The organism is Pseudobutyrivibrio sp. MD2005 (assembly GCF_000621865.1).
GTDB lineage: Bacteria > Bacillota > Clostridia > Lachnospirales > Lachnospiraceae > Pseudobutyrivibrio.
Genome location: NZ_KK211361.1, coordinates 1 through 16,491 on the forward strand (window position 1 = coordinate 1; position 16,491 = coordinate 16,491).

General features: G+C 35.6%; 19 protein-coding genes. 1 reads left to right on the forward strand and 18 read right to left on the reverse strand.

Annotated elements, in window-relative coordinates:
- Nucleotides 1-5 precede the first annotated feature (5 nt).
- Nucleotides 6-239, forward strand: coding sequence for a hypothetical protein (locus tag T498_RS0113935; RefSeq protein WP_442960127.1), 234 nt, complete (start codon nucleotides 6-8; stop codon nucleotides 237-239).
- A gap of 138 nt (nucleotides 240-377) precedes the next feature.
- On the opposite strand, the gene T498_RS0113940 is transcribed toward T498_RS0113935, so the two are convergent.
- The 18 genes from T498_RS0113940 to T498_RS0114025 form a co-directional block, all read right to left on the reverse strand.
- Nucleotides 378-1,154 (reverse strand): DUF4230 domain-containing protein, encoded by a 777-nt coding sequence (locus T498_RS0113940; RefSeq protein ID WP_028236454.1) that lies wholly within the window; start codon nucleotides 1,152-1,154, stop codon nucleotides 378-380.
- Nucleotides 1,155-1,157: 3 nt separating this feature from the next.
- On the reverse strand, nucleotides 1,158-1,877 hold the full coding sequence (locus T498_RS0113945; protein WP_028236455.1) for a DUF4230 domain-containing protein: 720 nt from the start codon (nucleotides 1,875-1,877) through the stop codon (nucleotides 1,158-1,160).
- Nucleotides 1,878-1,879: 2 nt separating this feature from the next.
- Nucleotides 1,880-4,384, reverse strand: a complete 2,505-nt coding sequence (locus tag T498_RS0113950) for a hypothetical protein (protein WP_155951087.1) — start codon at nucleotides 4,382-4,384, stop codon at nucleotides 1,880-1,882.
- Between the two features lie 261 nt (nucleotides 4,385-4,645).
- Nucleotides 4,646-4,906, reverse strand: a complete 261-nt coding sequence (locus tag T498_RS0113955) for a zinc ribbon domain-containing protein (protein WP_028236457.1) — start codon at nucleotides 4,904-4,906, stop codon at nucleotides 4,646-4,648.
- 61 nt (nucleotides 4,907-4,967) lie between these two features.
- On the reverse strand, nucleotides 4,968-5,303 hold the full coding sequence (locus tag T498_RS0113960; protein WP_028236458.1) for a helix-turn-helix domain-containing protein: 336 nt from the start codon (nucleotides 5,301-5,303) through the stop codon (nucleotides 4,968-4,970).
- A gap of 1 nt (nucleotide 5,304) precedes the next feature.
- Entirely contained in the window at nucleotides 5,305-5,538 is a 234-nt protein-coding gene (locus tag T498_RS17255; RefSeq protein WP_081779778.1) for a type II toxin-antitoxin system RelE/ParE family toxin, read from the reverse strand.
- A 630-nt stretch (nucleotides 5,539-6,168) separates the two neighbouring features.
- Nucleotides 6,169-7,461, reverse strand: a complete 1,293-nt coding sequence (locus T498_RS15960) for a zinc ribbon domain-containing protein (protein ID WP_051524860.1) — start codon at nucleotides 7,459-7,461, stop codon at nucleotides 6,169-6,171.
- A gap of 11 nt (nucleotides 7,462-7,472) precedes the next feature.
- Nucleotides 7,473-8,678, reverse strand: coding sequence for a hypothetical protein (locus tag T498_RS0113975; RefSeq protein WP_028236459.1), 1,206 nt, complete (start codon nucleotides 8,676-8,678; stop codon nucleotides 7,473-7,475).
- Nucleotides 8,671-9,663, reverse strand: coding sequence for a helix-turn-helix transcriptional regulator (locus T498_RS0113980; RefSeq protein WP_028236460.1), 993 nt, complete (start codon nucleotides 9,661-9,663; stop codon nucleotides 8,671-8,673). Before T498_RS0113980 ends, T498_RS0113975 begins: the two co-directional genes overlap by 8 nt.
- Before the next feature lie 110 nt (nucleotides 9,664-9,773).
- Entirely contained in the window at nucleotides 9,774-10,142 is a 369-nt protein-coding gene (locus tag T498_RS0113985; RefSeq protein ID WP_028236461.1) for a YccF domain-containing protein, read from the reverse strand.
- Nucleotides 10,143-10,303: 161 nt separating this feature from the next.
- Nucleotides 10,304-10,438, reverse strand: coding sequence for a hypothetical protein (locus tag T498_RS17135; RefSeq protein WP_256380498.1), 135 nt, complete (start codon nucleotides 10,436-10,438; stop codon nucleotides 10,304-10,306).
- 104 nt (nucleotides 10,439-10,542) lie between these two features.
- Entirely contained in the window at nucleotides 10,543-11,508 is a 966-nt protein-coding gene (locus tag T498_RS16980; protein ID WP_036978685.1) for a hypothetical protein, read from the reverse strand.
- A 19-nt stretch (nucleotides 11,509-11,527) separates the two neighbouring features.
- Nucleotides 11,528-13,876 carry a hypothetical protein gene (locus tag T498_RS0114000; protein WP_028236462.1) on the reverse strand — a complete coding sequence of 783 codons (2,349 nt, stop codon included), beginning with the start codon at nucleotides 13,874-13,876 and terminating at the stop codon, nucleotides 11,528-11,530.
- A 30-nt stretch (nucleotides 13,877-13,906) separates the two neighbouring features.
- On the reverse strand, nucleotides 13,907-14,278 hold the full coding sequence (locus T498_RS0114005; protein WP_028236463.1) for a DUF6985 domain-containing protein: 372 nt from the start codon (nucleotides 14,276-14,278) through the stop codon (nucleotides 13,907-13,909).
- A complete protein-coding gene (locus tag T498_RS0114010) occupies nucleotides 14,271-15,671 on the reverse strand; it encodes an HNH endonuclease (protein ID WP_028236464.1) in 1,401 nt (466 codons plus the stop codon). The genes T498_RS0114005 and T498_RS0114010 overlap by 8 nt, the downstream gene beginning before the upstream one ends.
- Entirely contained in the window at nucleotides 15,668-15,937 is a 270-nt protein-coding gene (locus T498_RS0114015) for a hypothetical protein (protein ID WP_028236465.1), read from the reverse strand. The genes T498_RS0114010 and T498_RS0114015 overlap by 4 nt, the downstream gene beginning before the upstream one ends.
- Nucleotides 15,937-16,233, reverse strand: a complete 297-nt coding sequence (locus T498_RS0114020; protein ID WP_028236466.1) for a hypothetical protein — start codon at nucleotides 16,231-16,233, stop codon at nucleotides 15,937-15,939. The genes T498_RS0114015 and T498_RS0114020 overlap by 1 nt, the downstream gene beginning before the upstream one ends.
- A 5-nt stretch (nucleotides 16,234-16,238) precedes the next feature.
- Complete coding sequence (locus T498_RS0114025) at nucleotides 16,239-16,490, reverse strand: hypothetical protein (protein WP_028236467.1); 252 nt, start codon at nucleotides 16,488-16,490, stop codon at nucleotides 16,239-16,241.
- Nucleotide 16,491 lies beyond the last annotated feature (1 nt).

Here is a 16,491-nt window from a genome sequence, read left to right on the forward strand (position 1 = left end):
CCTATATCTTTCTCCAAGTGTTAAAATCATTAAAAAGCTTGGAGGTGATTCTTATTAGTAACAACAATCCTGTAGATGAAATAAGAACTAAATATATCCAAAATCCACCTGAAGGAATGACGGCATCTGACATCAAAGCTATGAGCGATGATGATTTATTAGATATGCACTATTTCCTTGAAGATGATGATTTTGATTCAGAAGATGAAGTAGGTGCAGAAGGTTTTTATATCTTCTAAGTAATACTTCTTGTTTTCATGCCCGCCTCCGCGCGGGCCTTTTTAGTTCAAGATTTCTCCGAAGGAGAAATTTCCTATAAAGTAAAAAAGGACACCTTCCATTTGAGAAAGTGTCCCACATAAATCTTATTCTGTTTTTTAATAATACTCAACATCCACCACTAGTCCGTCAACATCTGGATTTAACTGTTTTACAAGACTTTCTATCGTCGATGTTGCTGATTTTTCAGCACTTTTTAAGAAAGATTCATTTGATAAAAATTCTTTCCGAATAAGCTCCTCCCCTTCTTTCAGTTGCGTTCTAGCTAATGATTCTCCTTCTGAATATGAACCATTTTTCAATAAGGAATCATCTTTAAACAAAAGAATTTCTACATTACTATAATCAATACTTACTCTGCCGAGCACTGGTTCAGGGAGCCTCACTATTACATGGGCTCTCTCATTGTCAATAATATATTCTCCTGCTCGTAAATCAACTGTAAATGTGCCTTCTGCAGGTACCTCTAACCATGCTATTGTTTCAGCATCTCCATACTCCTCATCTATAACATATTCGATATCATTCACCTTTAACACTTCAAGCTTTTGCTCTTCTTTTAACTCGCCAATATATATAGCCACATTATTGCTAACATGATATTTCTTTTCTGCCGAATCAACATATGAATTATATTTCAAATCATATGTTACATCCCTAGCAGTTTTAAAATTATCTTCATAACTACTAGCAAATGTAGAAACACCTGCACTAACAATTCCATTAAATAAATATATTATAACTGCAACCATAATAATCGAAACTGATATACATAAAACTGCCTTTTTATCTTTATTTAGAGCCTTTTTGGGCATTTTGAATTTTTTTATAAACAACCGTTCTTTAGCGACTGCGTCATTGGAATTATCAAACATAATTTATTCCTCCAAAAAATCTACGACAACCTCTTTATCTTTATTTGTTATAAGAGAAGTAGCCAATTGACCTACTTGATTTTTAGCGGCTTCTTCGGCGCTTGAGACCAATGAAGAATAATTAACTATTTCTTCTGGTGATTTTTCATACATAGATTTCATTGAATTAATATGATCTATATATCCAGCCTCAGTCGTTCCATTAAAGAACTTTTTTTGCCATTCTGCTATTTTTTCAGTCTCACTTGGATTAATACTAAAATCCATGTTAGGTTTTGGTATTTTAATTGTTATAGTACTTTCATTTTCATCAACTTTAACCTTGTTTAAATCAACAGAAAAAACCACTTCACCTCTGAGCAAGTACAACGCAGCATATCCTTCGCCAATTTTATTAACATCTTTTAGTTTTACGGTAGCAACCATTACATCTAAATCACCAACTTCTTTGATTTCAGAAGCAATATCTACAGTGATATCATTTGCACTTAACCCTTTCTCTTTTCCTTCAGCATATGCCTCCTGATAATCAGTTAATGCATCAAACGAACCAACTAATTTGCCAACTTTATCACCAGTTTGCCCTCCAAGGGTTGTTGCCATTGTATCAGCGTTAAGCCTTAAAAGTATTACATACACAAAAATACAAGAAATAATAATAAATGGAATAATGTATTTTCCTGACTTTGGAATTTTTGGTAGTTTTATTTTTTTCTTTTGCATATCTACTCTCCTTTCAGTTTAATCCCAAAATCTTTCTTTGTTATTTTCTTACCGTCATAATCCATAGTTATTTCAATTTTTGAAGATGTCTTTTTATCTGAGGCACCAATACCAAAAACGCCCCCAGATGCTTCAGCTAAAGTATGTTTCTTATCTGTTATTTCGTACTCTAATGAAAGCTTTTTCCCAGTTTTTAATGCTACATTTCCTGAAACTGTTTGTCCGTCATATTTATATGTGTACTTTGCAAAATTATCAGATGAATCCAAGGTAATATTGCAGTATTTTTTTGCTCCGTGTTTTTTCAATATATCTGATATTTCCTTTTTATATTTAGAGTACTTTACTGTATCTTTATATTGTGTATTATCCTTATCATTTGCATCCTCGATATAATATCCATCAACCGGGATAATTGTGTATGTTATCTTTGTTTCTGGCTCAATTAAATCTCCAACTGTCATTTTTTTACCATACTCATCTTTGGCAACAATCGATGCATTATCCACTTTTTTAGGACATTCATATTTATCTATATCTACAATACCTATAGAAATCTGTATAGATTCAAATACTCTTGTATCGTTGGCAATATCATTATCGTAAAACGATATTTTATCTATTGAATCAGAAATATCATTAATGTAAAAGTTTTCTATCGTCTCTTTTTTTTGCCCCTTTATTTTTTTTGTGACATTAACTTTTATCGCTTTACCTGATTCAATTGAATAGTTCTTAAAGTCTACAGTTATTGGGTCTTGCGTTCCTATTTTTTTCTCTTCAATCAGGTATTTATCTTTACTAACAATATCTATTCCTACCTTAGAATATTCTTTTTCTTTATCATAATTAAACTCATAATCATCAGCAGTTTTGATTGATATTCCAATATTTTGCCAATCTTCATTTTCCAGAATTACAGTCAAGCTAGGCTTATGATTATCCTGCTCCTTAAATATTTTACTTACTGATTTTCCACAATATGTTGCCGCTTTATTGTCATTTTTAGTAACTTGGTAGGTAACTTCTGTTTCACCATCTAAAGTCCATCCGTTCCATGGTACCATCTTCATATATATAGTTTCACCTATATATAAATCAACAGCATCATCATTTAATCTATTGCCTTCACTATCTTTGTATATAATACTTCCACCCGCTTCTGGTTGGTTTAAAAGAACTGTAACAGTTTCTTTCTTCACGAAACCAATACTATTTAACTCTGACATAGTCGAAGCTTCATCTGAAACTGTAATTAATTCATTTGAATCTGGAAGCCAATAGCCCTCTTCTACACTATTCTTATCAGCTTTATATGAAATCTTTTGACCTTTATATAATTCAATTGGTTTTGTTACTTCACGTCCTGATACTGTATAAACTATTTTTCCATGTTCATCTTGATATTCTGCTGGATCAAAATAGAAGCTGGCATTTTTATCAATAACACGCAATTTATACTCGTACTTATAATCACCATCAGTTAATTCAGAACTATCCTCCAATTCTAACATTCCTGTATCAGCGATATCTGACTTCAAATCCCATTCTTTATCTGTATAAATGCTTATTAAATCTCCATACTTTAAAGACGATAATTCTAGATCATGACCTGCCTTTACGACTATTTTTGCATTATTATTTATTCTCACATCTCTCTTCTCGTCAGATGCTATTTTTAAAGAGAAACATTTTTTTAGCTCTACATTAAAAGGTACTGTTACATCAGTTGCTTCACGTTGCTTGAAAATAACTTCTCCATCTATACCATTGAAATAATAGCACTCTGGATCAGAAGCAACGAAAAAATACTCGTCAGGATTATACTTATAGCTGATAATATAAGATTCTGTTGGATTGATTTCCGCTACTTTAGAATTATCAACAGTTTTCCCATTTACATACCACTGTCCTCCTACAGAAATATGATTATTATTTTCATCTAAATAATAATCTGATACTGATATTTGTCTTTTATTAAAATTTCCAACTGGATTTATAGATATTTCATCACCATTAAAATCCTCTGGAATCATAATTGCATATTTATCCTGTAAAAGTTCAACCTTCAAATTGTCTGCTAAAGTGCAATTCCCAATATGATCGTAATCGTAAATGATAAAATGATCGAAATAGTATTCAGAGCTAGAAATATTATTCGAAGATTTTGGCACCGCATAAATTGTATCTCCAGGCTCCAAGTAACAGTTATTTGTATCAATAGAAACAGAGCATTCCTGATCCTCATAATAATTTACTCTAAGATTATTATTTGTCGAAAATGTCACATGTATTTTTCCTGCTGGTTCATTTTCTTCCATTTCTTTATAGTAACCTTCAGAATCTACGGTTCCATTCTCTTCCTTATTGACATAATTAACATAGTTTTCATCCTGGTTCAGGCCAGATTTCTCTACTAATTTACTTTCAATGTAATCATTAACCGTACCACATCCTGAAAATATAATAGTTATAGCTACTGAAATAAGAAACATTCTCCTTTTCATATAAATACCCCATCCAACTATTTTTTTCTTCCCACTCTATATACTTGTTGTCATCAACTTAAATCTACATAATGTTGAGTATTATTATACTCAGCATAATTGTTTTTATTGTGAATCACATTTATAACAAAAAAATAAGACTGCACACAACGTGCAGTCAAATAATTTGAACATATTATCATAAAATAGCAGCCACCATTAAACGATTAGATAATACAATGATTTACAGCTTATTTTCTCGTCTTCAGGATTAACCCAAGCTTATCCCTCAGAAATCACACTACCACACTGATTACAGAACTTCGCCCCCTTATTAAGCTTTGCTCCGCACTCAGGACATATTCCGGGCTTTATCATTTTGGATACTTTGCTAGCTGTCTCTGAGGATACTTTGCTAGCTGTCTCTGATACGCTCTTGCCCACCTTGCCTGAAAGTTCTTTTACGTTCTTAGTAAGCTCACTATCTTCTACAACAGCTACTTCCTTCTCTGGAAGCCTTTCATTAATAAGTCCATCACTCACATTACGCTCCAAAACACCTAGCAAAAAGTAATGGGGGCAGGCACCAATGTGTGAATGTTTCTTATTTTGCTATAGCATTATTAACAAATGGAAACTTAATTATAAGATCCTTATCTATTTCCATCATGCTCAAAAGTCTACTTGCAGCACCCGAAGGATGATTTGTACCAGCTTCCCACGCTTCAACCGTCTTATCTGATACCCCCATGTAGCTAGCAAATATCTTCTGTGACATTCCTGTCGAAGTTCGTATTTTTTTGACTTCATCAGCCTCAAATACCTTTACTGGTTCAATAGTAACTTTATTTCTTTTGAGTACAGGCTTCTCACTTTGCGCATCTTCTAATGCTTTATTTAAGCCAACCATAATGCTTTCATACACACTACTTTTACCCATCTCAATCAACTCCAAGACTTTTCTTTAGAGCTTCTATAAGCTTTTTGATTTCATTGCGTTCATCTTTTGATAAATTATCTTTTTCATTCTTAGGATATACTGTAATCAAATATACCGTTTCCGCAAACACAAAATCAACGTAGCAAACTCTAGCTCCACCGCTTTTTCCTTTATTATTGTCTAGTGCAATCCTTGCCTTTCTAAGCCCTCCTGTTAACCTTAATATACACCCTATTCAATAGGGTATCAATATTGATTAATATTCAACAATGTAATCTAATTATAATTTTCTCACTACATTGGTGCCCCCTGTATTTGTTTAAGACAGAGGGATACAAGATAATTGCCAATGAAGTTTATAATGTGGTGAAATAAAGAGTTTTCACTTGTAGGAAAATACAGACTACATACTATTGCAGATGTTTGCTGCAATAGTATGTAGTTTTTTTGATATTTATAAGTGCTTAAGGTAGTGAACTACATATATTCTTTGGGCTAATAGAAAAAATATGTAGAAAATACATGGTGTGGCAGAATCCTTGCATGGACTGGGGTTGAAAACTACATATTATCGATGGCTAAATGCTAATAGCATGTAGGATTGGATTGTGCGCAACTCATTTGGTGCCAAAATACTACATATTATTAGTGGTCACAGAATAAATGTATGTGGTATGTAATGGGGGGGGCAGACCAATGTGGTCAACTTAAGCTGAAAGCCAGTAAAGTCATGGTTTTTCAGCTTATTTTTTATTATAAAATCTCTGCATTTTTTTGCAAAAATCCCTTGACATAGCCTCCAAACATAACTGTTTAAATGCTGCCTTTTACATCACATATTTACTTGATTAAAATCGTGCCATCTTTATTCTTCAGAAATCACACTACCACACTGATTACAGAACTTCGCCCCCTTATTAAGCTTTGCTCCGCACTCAGGACATATTCCCGGCTTTATAATTTTGGATACTTTGCTAGCTGTCTCTGATACGCTCTTAACCACCTTGCCTGAAAGTTCTTTTACGTTCTTAGTAAGCTCACTATCTTCTACAACAGCTACTTCCTTCTCTGGAAGCCTTTCATTAATAAGTCCATCACTCACATTACGCTCCAAAACACCTAGCATATCTTTCTTGATAAGCTTATCAGATTTCAGGAAATCATGAGCTGCTTCAAGCTTTTCGTTTAAGCAATTAGCATTCACCTGATTATAATTTTCATCCTTCTTTTCAACCAGCTTAACCTTTAGCATGTCATAAAGAATTCCTACCAATAAAACAGTATTTTTATAAGCCAACTTATCGGTATCAGTAAACCGCCTGTAATCGACTGTCCCCTCTACTTCAACAGTGTATTGCAATCTGGCAAAATGCTTATCATAAATTGTTTTAACTACAGCCAAAGCATTCTTATAGTTTTCTGCTGCTCTATACAGTTCTTGTAAATATAGACAAACTTCATCTACCTCTGTAGTCTCTTTTTCAACATTCTCCTTTGCTTCTTCCATCTTCTGCTTTAACGTATTTCCGGATATATTGAAAACAACACCACCAATCATCAAACCGATACCCAGCGTAGCTGCTCCAAGCACAGTTGAACCAAGCGCTATTCCACCACCGCCAGCAGCAATTGTGCCACCTCCTAGCGCAGCTAAAGTAGCGTTTGTAGCTGCAACTCCAGACAAAGACGCTATTGCAGTTCCTGTTGATGCTGTTCCAACTGCCATCACTGCAGCTGTCGTTGCTCCAGCTGCTGCAAACCCACCAAATGTCCCTAAGGCAGCTCCACCAATTCCACTTACTAAAGCAATTGCGCCTACAGCTGCATTTTGAATATCTTCTTTAGTGTATTCTGGAAGCTTAAAATCTTTATCATTAATTTCACCGAATTTAGGACGGTTTTCTATCTTCTCAATTACATCTGCAAAATCCTTAAATTCAGACATAATCATCATTTCAAACTCACCTAGCTCGTCCATAGCCTTAGTGGTCACCTCAAATGTCTTCTCATAAAACTGAGTATTAACAGCATGCTGTGCCTCAATCATCTTCTTATCTTTATTGGATGCATACATCTTTTGGGCACCTTTCACTCCATTTGCAGCGCCTGCTGTACCAGCTGCTGCAGCCCCCATCAACATTATTATTGGTAATGGCATTTTTTGTCCCCCTATTCAAAAACCAATCTACTGTTTGGATCACTCCAATGTTCTTCAACTGTTTTGTTTCCCCAAGGTAAAGGCTTGCCTGTCTTTTCATAATACTTCATTAGGTAGTCATTAAGTGCTTCCGGCGAATCAATAGCTGACAGTTCTTCTGTCATAGCACTATAGCCATCTATTTCGGTTTTTAATTTTTCGTAATCATACTTTCCTAGTTCAGCTGCAACTTTCTCAAATCTTTCAGCCGATTCCTTTAGTTGTCTAATCTCATATGTAAGGGTTGGAATTTCATTAAATCTTTCTATTAGCTCCTGCAACAGAGGATTATGATCCAAAGAAACCAGGCACGCACAGCATATTGTTGTGCTGACAAGCGCCGGCAACATCGTTACGATTTCATCACCGTACTTTGCTCTCAATTCTTCCAAATCATCTGCAATTGATGACATAATCTTATCACCAACAAGAATACTGCTTCCCGCCATAAAATACCGTAATGCAGAAGCTAGTCTTTCTCCAAATGGTAGATATTCTGGATTGCATATTAAAACTTCAGCACCTTTTACAATGGAAGCATATGTTGTTTTGACCAGGGTGTTCTCATCATATTCCATTTCATTAAAAGTAGTTTTCATTCCACTTAATATATTCATGAATAAATGATTACCTTCTGCATCAACAAGATTATCCCCCTTGGTGAAATCATCGACAGCTTTCACAAATGAATCTACCAATATTCGCAGAGATTCATCTACCAATTTAGACCTATCGAAGTCCTTATCTTCAAGGGCAGCTAATATACCTTGTTTAACCTCAACCCATACATTCGCTATCATCAATCCACATACCTGAGACGTATCCGGCATGCCTTCATGTATTAAATTATTAGTATCTATATCATGGATGTAGTTTAAGAAATTAATATATGAGCCCACTCCTTGTGCTGAATCTGGTTGTGAGTCCACGTTATAGAATTCTAGGCATTTTAAATTTCCAAATACAGTTTCCCAAGTTACATCTTCAAATGGATATAACAGCTCGTCATCTATTCTACCTTCGCTCATCAGCTGCTCGGTCATTTTAGTAAGCTCAAATCCACCAACCAGTTTTCTAGAAATATACTCTTCTGTAATGAATAGCATATTGCCCAATATGCTTCCATTTGGATTAATCATGAAGCGATTATCCTGGTATTCTGAATCTAATCTACTCATAACTCTCTAAAAATCCCCTCGCGCTCTCCTTGACCTTGTCCACCACATCCGCTGGCCCCGTGACCTTCACATCATTCCCTAGGCTGAATATCCACCCAAAGAACTGCATGCTCACCGCCACATCCACGGCTATCATGCTTCTGTCCTCTCCCGCCTTTCTAATCGTGATGTCCTTACCAAATCTATCGATGAAAATCCCCACCTTCTCATTAGGAAATTCAATATGAACACGTCTGATTTCCCCGCCAAACATGGAAAAGTTCTCTAGCGCATAAGTCGTCATATCAAAATTCTTGAAATGCTCCTCGCCTTCGCGTCTATCCTCTGATATAGAAAGCTTCATCATCTTGTCCACACGATAATGCTTTACCTTGCCGGCGGCAGAATCGTATGCTACCAAATAATAGTTCTCATCTGCCCAAGTCAATGCCCATGGACTCACCTTATACTTCTGCCCATTCTTCCTTGGTTCCAATTTCTTATCCAAAGTCCATGAACAATACAGAAACTCTATCTGCTTGTTACTTGAAATTGCAGTATGAATCGCATCCACAGAATAATAGATACTCTCATTCATGGTCTTAATTCTGTCATTGACATATACCTGCCTTTTCAGCTGCTTCGCCTGATGCTCGCTTACAAAGGTATTCATCTTTTTAATCAGCTCATCTGATTTGCTCTTGGAAATAAATTTTGAAGACTGAATCGCATCAATCAGTAGCTTCACTTCAGCAAGTTCAAACGCCCGGCTGCCCACATGATAGAAAGTCTCTCTGCCTATCTGTTCCTTTATCACCTCGATGCCAAGGTTATCTTCCATGCATTTGAAATCATCATACAGGCTCTTTCGCTCTGCAGTGATATCGTATGCCTGCAATTCCTTTATTATCTGCGCCAGTGTCAGGCTATGCTCATCATCGGTTTTCTCCTGCATGATTTTGCATAGGATACTCAGTTTTAGTTTTTGATTAGACCCCTTAGACATAAAAATACCCCCTGAGAATATACTCAATCTAATGTAAGTATATCACAGGAGGGGTATTTATAGGACAGTGTTCATTACAATCCCTTCTCGTTCTAACTTATTTTCCAATACTAATCTACCTTAACAACTCTTGCTCCAAATGGTGCTATAGCAAGCTTCGCTATTTTAAAAAACTGCTTTCCAAATGGGAAGCCAATAATTGTAATGCAAAGTAATATCCCTATTATCGCATTTCCAATGGCCAGCTCCAGTCCAGATACGAAAAACCAAATAATATTTAGTAAACACGATACTGCTCCACCCTCATTTACCACATCTTTTCCAAACGGATTCAATGAAATCGATGAAAGCTTAAAGCACTGCAAACCAACAGGTATTCCAATGATTGTGATACACCACAATACTCCTGCTAACCACCAGCCAATTGCACTGATTAGACCTCCACATATTATCCAAATAAGATTACCTAAAAATTTCATATCTTTTGTCCCTCTATCGTTACTATATACCTAATTCTTTACAGAGTTTTTCGTATCGCCTCTGCTCTTTTCTCTTCATGACATATTACAAAATCTGTGCGTCTATCTTTTTTTTGCTTCATCGGTAAGATATGCTTTCCATAGAATAATTTCCTCTTTCGCTACATTCTTATAAAATGGCAGCATCTTCCTACCTTTTCACCTGACAAAGTACCATTAATAAGCATTCTACAGATATTACCAGAATCTTTACCAGTTAAATTGGAAAATTCATTTACAATATAATAACTTACCATTATCGTCGCCTCTATATTGACTATAGTGCGTTAGCGTTTAATTGTCAAAATCTTGCTGCCATAATACTGAATCAACTGTATTTCAGTCATACAGCCTCTCTAAATCATTTGCTTTTAAACACGTGATAACTGATAACCACATTTGCATTAACACAGATTTTATCTGATTTCTTAAAATCTGTTCTTCCATTAATGGTTATTGCTTCTACTGAATCCTCTTTAACAATCCATCCTTTTTTCAAATCTGGTATTGCCAGCTTTTCAACATTCTCAAAACCTGCAGAAGTGAATTCCCACATTACATCGTCAATATCTCTTCGCTTTGCGCTCTTAGAAGTGATTGGTGGCTTAATTCTTTTTAGAGTATGATACACAATATCTATTTGAGCGTTATACGGAAACTTTGTCTCTTCATCAAACATATCTGTTCCATTAAATGAGATGCTCTTAACCATTCCTTCTTTAACACTTGTTGATGAAACTAAATCCTCAACAGCTCTTGTATTAAAGTTATAAAACTCTTGTTTCCTAAGGTAATCTATAACTTCATCACATCTCATCTTGCAACACCGATTTGAAGAGATTCCTACATTTTGTTTTTTCCCCGTTAGTGTACGCCAAATTCTTTGTCTATGCATTTTTCGTTGTTCCTCTTCTCTTCTTAAGCGTTCCTCATTTACGCTGACTCCAGCCTCTGCTATTCGTCTAGCCATTTCTTTCTGATGATGATTGTACTCTTCGTCATCGTCGTAAGTAAATGAATCAGACTTGATAGACTGATAGTCATCCTCAGACTCATAAATATCATTTTCAGATATTTGATTCTCATACCCACATTCAATACATGTCCATTTGCCATATAAATCATTAAATCCATCCTGCTTATTCAAAAATGCCCCGCATCCGTCACAAAACCAGCCGACACCATCAAATTGTGCGTCAGAATTCACGTCTTCTGGATTAGTCAAAAACTGACCGCATTCAGAGCAAGTCCAACCCCCTGCATCGGGGGCAAATCCAGGTTGATTTTCCAAATCTGCCCCGCAATTTGGACAATAATATTCACTCATAAGAAGCCCTCACAAAAACTTAATTATCAATCTCTGTTATATCTTTGCATCCTTCATCTTTGAATGTATTTACCACTATTACGATTTCAGCATCATATCGAAACACGTCTTTTGCATCAAAATCTTCATTTCCATTTATTCTAATACTCTTGATGGAACCTTCTTCTGTTATCCATCCATTGAGCAAATTGTTAGCTCTAAGCAATTTGATATTAGTGAAGCCTTGAGCCTTAAGTGATGACACTGTATCTGCATACTGGCTGCCTTCAATATCTGAAGCAGAATTTTCAATTTTTATAGTAAGAAAGTAGTACTTTATTTTTATTGAGGCTCCTGTTTGAACAAAGCAATCCCCAGCAACAAACTCATCGTTATTTATTGTCATCTTTGACACAAGAAGATTTTGGGATTTATCTATTGTTGCCACTCCAGAAGTCGTAATATTATTAAATCCTTTTTCCTTCAATGCACTCTGAAGCTTATCATATTTCTGTGTCTGCAAGTCCTCAACTATTGCTGTAATATCTTTTCTATCATCGCTACTGTATTTAACTACTATTTTCACATTCGGATCAAATATTTCATTGCTGCTATAAGTATCTACATTATTAACCGTAACCCCAACGACACTCTTGCCTTTTGCCCATCCTGTAGTGATTTTTTCAGTTCGAACATTAGTGAATCCACTTTCTTTTAAAGAATCTACCACCACCTCACAATCCTGCCCGATGAACTGAGTACTTTCATTACCAATTCCAATCTTAAATGCATAGTATGTAATGTTTATTGGTGCATTTGTAGGTAAATAGCAGTGTTCATTAGTATAAACCTCATTATTCAAGGATATTTTAGCAACTAAATCAGCCTTTTCTTTTTTTGATGTAGCTACTTCTTCAAAAGTGATATTTGTAAAGCCTTCCTCTTCAAGTAATTGCAGCACTGTCTCATAATCTGTATTTTTCCAGTCCTCAAGAATATTAGTAACATACTTTCTTCCTTGGCTACTAATAGTTATGACAACACTAACCTCTGGTTCTACATATTTACCTTTCCTATAACTGTCAGAATTATCGATGGATACACTAATAACTTTTCCACTTTCCAACCATCCGCAACTATCCTGCCTTTCCGTTATATTCGTAAATCCAGCATTTTGAAGTTCATTCTTAATATCCTTCAAGTCCTCTCCAGCAATATAAGTGGAATCAAATGGTATTTGCACCTTACTTTCCCTATATTTCAAAACTCCGAAAACTGAAATGATCAAAATACAAAATGCCGCTATTCCTGCTATGATAAAACGATTTTTCCATTTCTTTGCATTATCTTTTTTACGCTTTTCTACATGAACTGCATTCAGTAATTCTTCTGGGTCTTGAATAGTAAACAGCGGCATCCCCCAACCATTTTTTTTACAAACATCGAAGTTTTCCTTCTGCTTAGTACAATTCGCATAAAAATTCTTATACTGCTTGTTTGTTGAAAGAGAATCACGCTCTGTTGCAAGTGCTTCATCTATTTTTTTCATCTCAATATAATGAGAATACTTCGCAGCTATATCGTCAGGTGATCCACATCTTAGGGTTGGCAATGACCAATTATTCCGCCGGCATTCATTCAATAACTCTTCTATTCTTCTACAAATATCAAGAACCATTAACCACTGCTCTTGAGACGCTACATTATTAGAAATCGTGTTGTAGAGCTTTCCATCTATTTCAAAGAGATTGCGGTGCAATAATTCCTTTTTCTCTGCATTAGCTTTGATATCTTCTAATTTTTTCCTTACTTTTTTAAGATCCTTGTTTTCAGTCTTTTTTACTTTTACTTTCTTTGATTTAGCTAATTCAAGATCCTTTTCTAATGAATCTATCTCTAAGTATGCTAATTCACATAATTTTACACTTAACTCCTCCTGCGCCTGTTTAATCAGTTTGGTAATTTGGTGATCCTCATCAATAATTCTATCTACTAAAGAAGCTGAATCCTGCCTCTTGTGTAATTCATCCATGCAACTTTCGATATTTGTATTAGCAATCTCGGAGAGATTCCATCCCTTGTTATGAAACTTATCGATAAGTTCTTTTTGTCTTGCACACAGAGAAATTGCACGCTCATAATCGTCATAGGATGCACTTACATTTGCAAGTACCTCAGAAATTTTCGCATCTATATGCTTTAAAGAAACTTCATAAACCAGCAATTCGGAATCTTTAAGATTACCAATATTACCGATATTATTAGATAACTCTGCAGAGAAAGCCTCTATAATAGAAGTCTTTTCTTCATCACTAACACTTGTAGATGAAACAATCTCCAAGATTTTCTGCGTACCCTTTTCAAGATATTCACCAAAACTATAATCCATATGATTAACTCCAATCTATAAATTGGGATATTACAGTATTATGTCCTGAGCTCCCACAGTTTTAAACTTTTCGTTTTCGTAAACAACTGCCAGACCATGCTCCATATCAAATTTGTAATTACAGAAAACCGCAAAAACTCTATTATCTTTCTCACGTGTGATTACAAAGCTTTTAGGCATCACATATTTGAATATGTTATCAATAACTGCCCCTTCAATCTCACTACCGTTATACTTCATTATGTATTGCTTAAGTTCTGGCAAAGACTCTGAATAATCCACAGAAGGAATAGCATCCAACGTAAGCTCCTGATTTTCGGTCACTTCTTCATCTGGGAAGTTATCAAAGCTGACATTCAGTTCAAATTCTCTTCCCCAAATATTAGCTTTTACTTTATTCATCAAAATCACCTCCGACATTCTCTTCATCTCTTACTCTGCACTCAGAACATCCGCCGCTATGCTTAAAATAACCATTTATCTCTGAGCGAACAAGAACCATGGTTTCTGTATCACACTTCTCATGCCATGTAAGACCATGTTTCTTTCTATATTCTTCCACTTCTCTGCCTGTCCAATCAGTCCTATTATCGCGTTTTTCTGCATTCCACTTCTTGGCGCACTCGATATCAGCTTGCTTAAAATTACCCAACTTAGGAATATTATTTTTATCAGAATAATTTTCGCGATTGCTTGTCATACCGCTTATCTTTACTACAGCTTCTGAACAAACCTCAAAGTCAGGTTCAGCATTTCGATATTCAATACCATCCAGATTATACTCTTTCAGAATCTCAATAATCTTTATTCCCTCAACAGACCTTCCAGCCGGAATATACTTCGACTCTCCTCTTTCTCCAACATAACTCCCCAAAATAGGATTAACATCAGATGATGTTCTTTCTAGTCTCACATCATAAGGATTATATTTTCCACCAAATGACTTATTGTCGTATGAACAAATCCTGTTATGAGAATCAAATTTTATATTATGCTTTGCTATCTCTTCCGCAGTAATCGTCTTTATCGCATTGTCCCGGTCACCTTCTGAAATATTTTTGTTAATAGTAATATTGATATTAACCACAGCGCCAGTGCCTGATGCCGGTTGATTTACTACAGCTGCATTATCATATTCCATTTTTATTCTTAAATACGCAGCTACAATTTCTTCAATCCTTTTCAGCTTTTCAATGGCATTCATGCCATTCTTAGAGTTAGATGATTTTACTTCTGATAATTCTTCTCTTAGCTTATGGCAACTGTTCTTCTTTTCGTTTAACGCATATATTACACTGTTAAGTTTATCAATCTGTGTCTCAATTTGAGCATCTACAGCATTAGCTCTATTAAGTCTTTCCTGATATGGTGCTTTTTCTGCCTCAACTCCTGCGATTTCTGCTTCAACGGCAACGATTTCCGCTTGCAGAGCCACGTATGCAGGATTAGGTATATCGTTGCTTTCTCCCTCTTCATTGGTGATGGATATCGTTGTTGGAAGACCACTAAGTTCGCTTTCAAGTGATGACAATTTACTCTCAAGCTCATTGATTCTCTCATTGAGCTTAGCTATGACAGTTTCCAATTCCTTTATCTTGACCTGAAGTTTATCCTGAGATTGCTTTAAACGGTTACAACTTTCACGAACCGCAGCAATCTGCTCTGTAATAAACTGAGAAAGTGCATCCAGACAGGAAATCCCTCTTTCAAATTTTGGAGAATAGTCTTTAGCTGCTGACACACCTTGTTCAAAAGTCTTAACAGCAGCAAGACTGACTTTTGCATTTCTTATCATATCGAATCAGCCTCCCTGCATAATCTATCCGAAGCAGTTATCATCTCATTAATTCTTAAACCATCCAGTTCTTTTTCCAATGTCTCAGCCTTACATCTGACAACATGAACTCTACGAGCGTAATCTTGCACCTGCTTCACATATCTTAGAAACGAATCATGCACCTTATCATCCCAAGCGCATTTATAATTCTTCTCTGCAGCTTCAATAGTTTTCCCATATTCAATATCATTATCCTTGAGCGGAGTTAAATCATATTGTTTCATTAGGCCTCTCCATCATAGGAACATCTTCCATATTCATCCATTGTATTTTTCAGCTTCTCTAAATATTCCATAGCATGTTGTATATTATTGCCCGTCCTACTTGAAATCTGCAAACACGCTGCTGTTGTATTTTTAGCTTTCTCAAACTGATTACCAGCCAGGAAATCTTGACTTGAGTTAATAGCCTTAACCATCTGTTCAGTAGAGTTCGATAAATCATACTGAATCTTTTTAAGTTTTTCTTGGACTTCACAAAGAGTGTCATAATCCACACACATATCAAATCCTGTGCTCATACTACTCACCCCCTAAGTTCCCTAACTCTCTGGTCATAAGTTCTAAGATAATCGCCTTCCAATGTAAGTGCCTGCTGAAGATCTTTTGCAAGTTCTGTCATATTCGCTTGAAATGCTTGCATCTGATTATCCTTCCAATCTCCCGGATTTTTTAACACATCAAGTAACGCTCTGGTTTCTTTCTGCATTCCAGAACAGTACTTGTCCATCTGTTGAATGAGTTTTTCAGCTGCTGCCGCATCAAACTTAATCTCCATC

Coding starts and splice junctions, on each gene's coding strand:
- T498_RS0113940 (WP_028236454.1), bottom strand. CDS start 1,154: ATGTTTGATAATTCCAATGACGCAGTCGCTAAAGAACGGTTGTTTATA.
- T498_RS0113945 (WP_028236455.1), bottom strand. CDS start 1,877: ATGCAAAAGAAAAAAATAAAACTACCAAAAATTCCAAAGTCAGGAAAA.
- T498_RS0113950 (WP_155951087.1), bottom strand. CDS start 4,384: ATGAAAAGGAGAATGTTTCTTATTTCAGTAGCTATAACTATTATATTT.
- T498_RS0113960 (WP_028236458.1), bottom strand. CDS start 5,303: ATGGGTAAAAGTAGTGTGTATGAAAGCATTATGGTTGGCTTAAATAAA.
- T498_RS15960 (WP_051524860.1), bottom strand. CDS start 7,461: ATGCCATTACCAATAATAATGTTGATGGGGGCTGCAGCAGCTGGTACA.
- T498_RS0113975 (WP_028236459.1), bottom strand. CDS start 8,678: ATGAGTAGATTAGATTCAGAATACCAGGATAATCGCTTCATGATTAAT.
- T498_RS0113980 (WP_028236460.1), bottom strand. CDS start 9,663: ATGTCTAAGGGGTCTAATCAAAAACTAAAACTGAGTATCCTATGCAAA.
- T498_RS0113985 (WP_028236461.1), bottom strand. CDS start 10,142: ATGAAATTTTTAGGTAATCTTATTTGGATAATATGTGGAGGTCTAATC.
- T498_RS17135 (WP_256380498.1), bottom strand. CDS start 10,438: ATGGTAAGTTATTATATTGTAAATGAATTTTCCAATTTAACTGGTAAA.
- T498_RS16980 (WP_036978685.1), bottom strand. CDS start 11,508: ATGAGTGAATATTATTGTCCAAATTGCGGGGCAGATTTGGAAAATCAA.
- T498_RS0114000 (WP_028236462.1), bottom strand. CDS start 13,876: ATGGATTATAGTTTTGGTGAATATCTTGAAAAGGGTACGCAGAAAATC.
- T498_RS0114005 (WP_028236463.1), bottom strand. CDS start 14,278: ATGAATAAAGTAAAAGCTAATATTTGGGGAAGAGAATTTGAACTGAAT.
- T498_RS0114010 (WP_028236464.1), bottom strand. CDS start 15,671: ATGATAAGAAATGCAAAAGTCAGTCTTGCTGCTGTTAAGACTTTTGAA.
- T498_RS0114015 (WP_028236465.1), bottom strand. CDS start 15,937: ATGAAACAATATGATTTAACTCCGCTCAAGGATAATGATATTGAATAT.
- T498_RS0114020 (WP_028236466.1), bottom strand. CDS start 16,233: ATGAGCACAGGATTTGATATGTGTGTGGATTATGACACTCTTTGTGAA.
- T498_RS0114025 (WP_028236467.1), bottom strand. CDS start 16,490: ATGGAGATTAAGTTTGATGCGGCAGCAGCTGAAAAACTCATTCAACAG.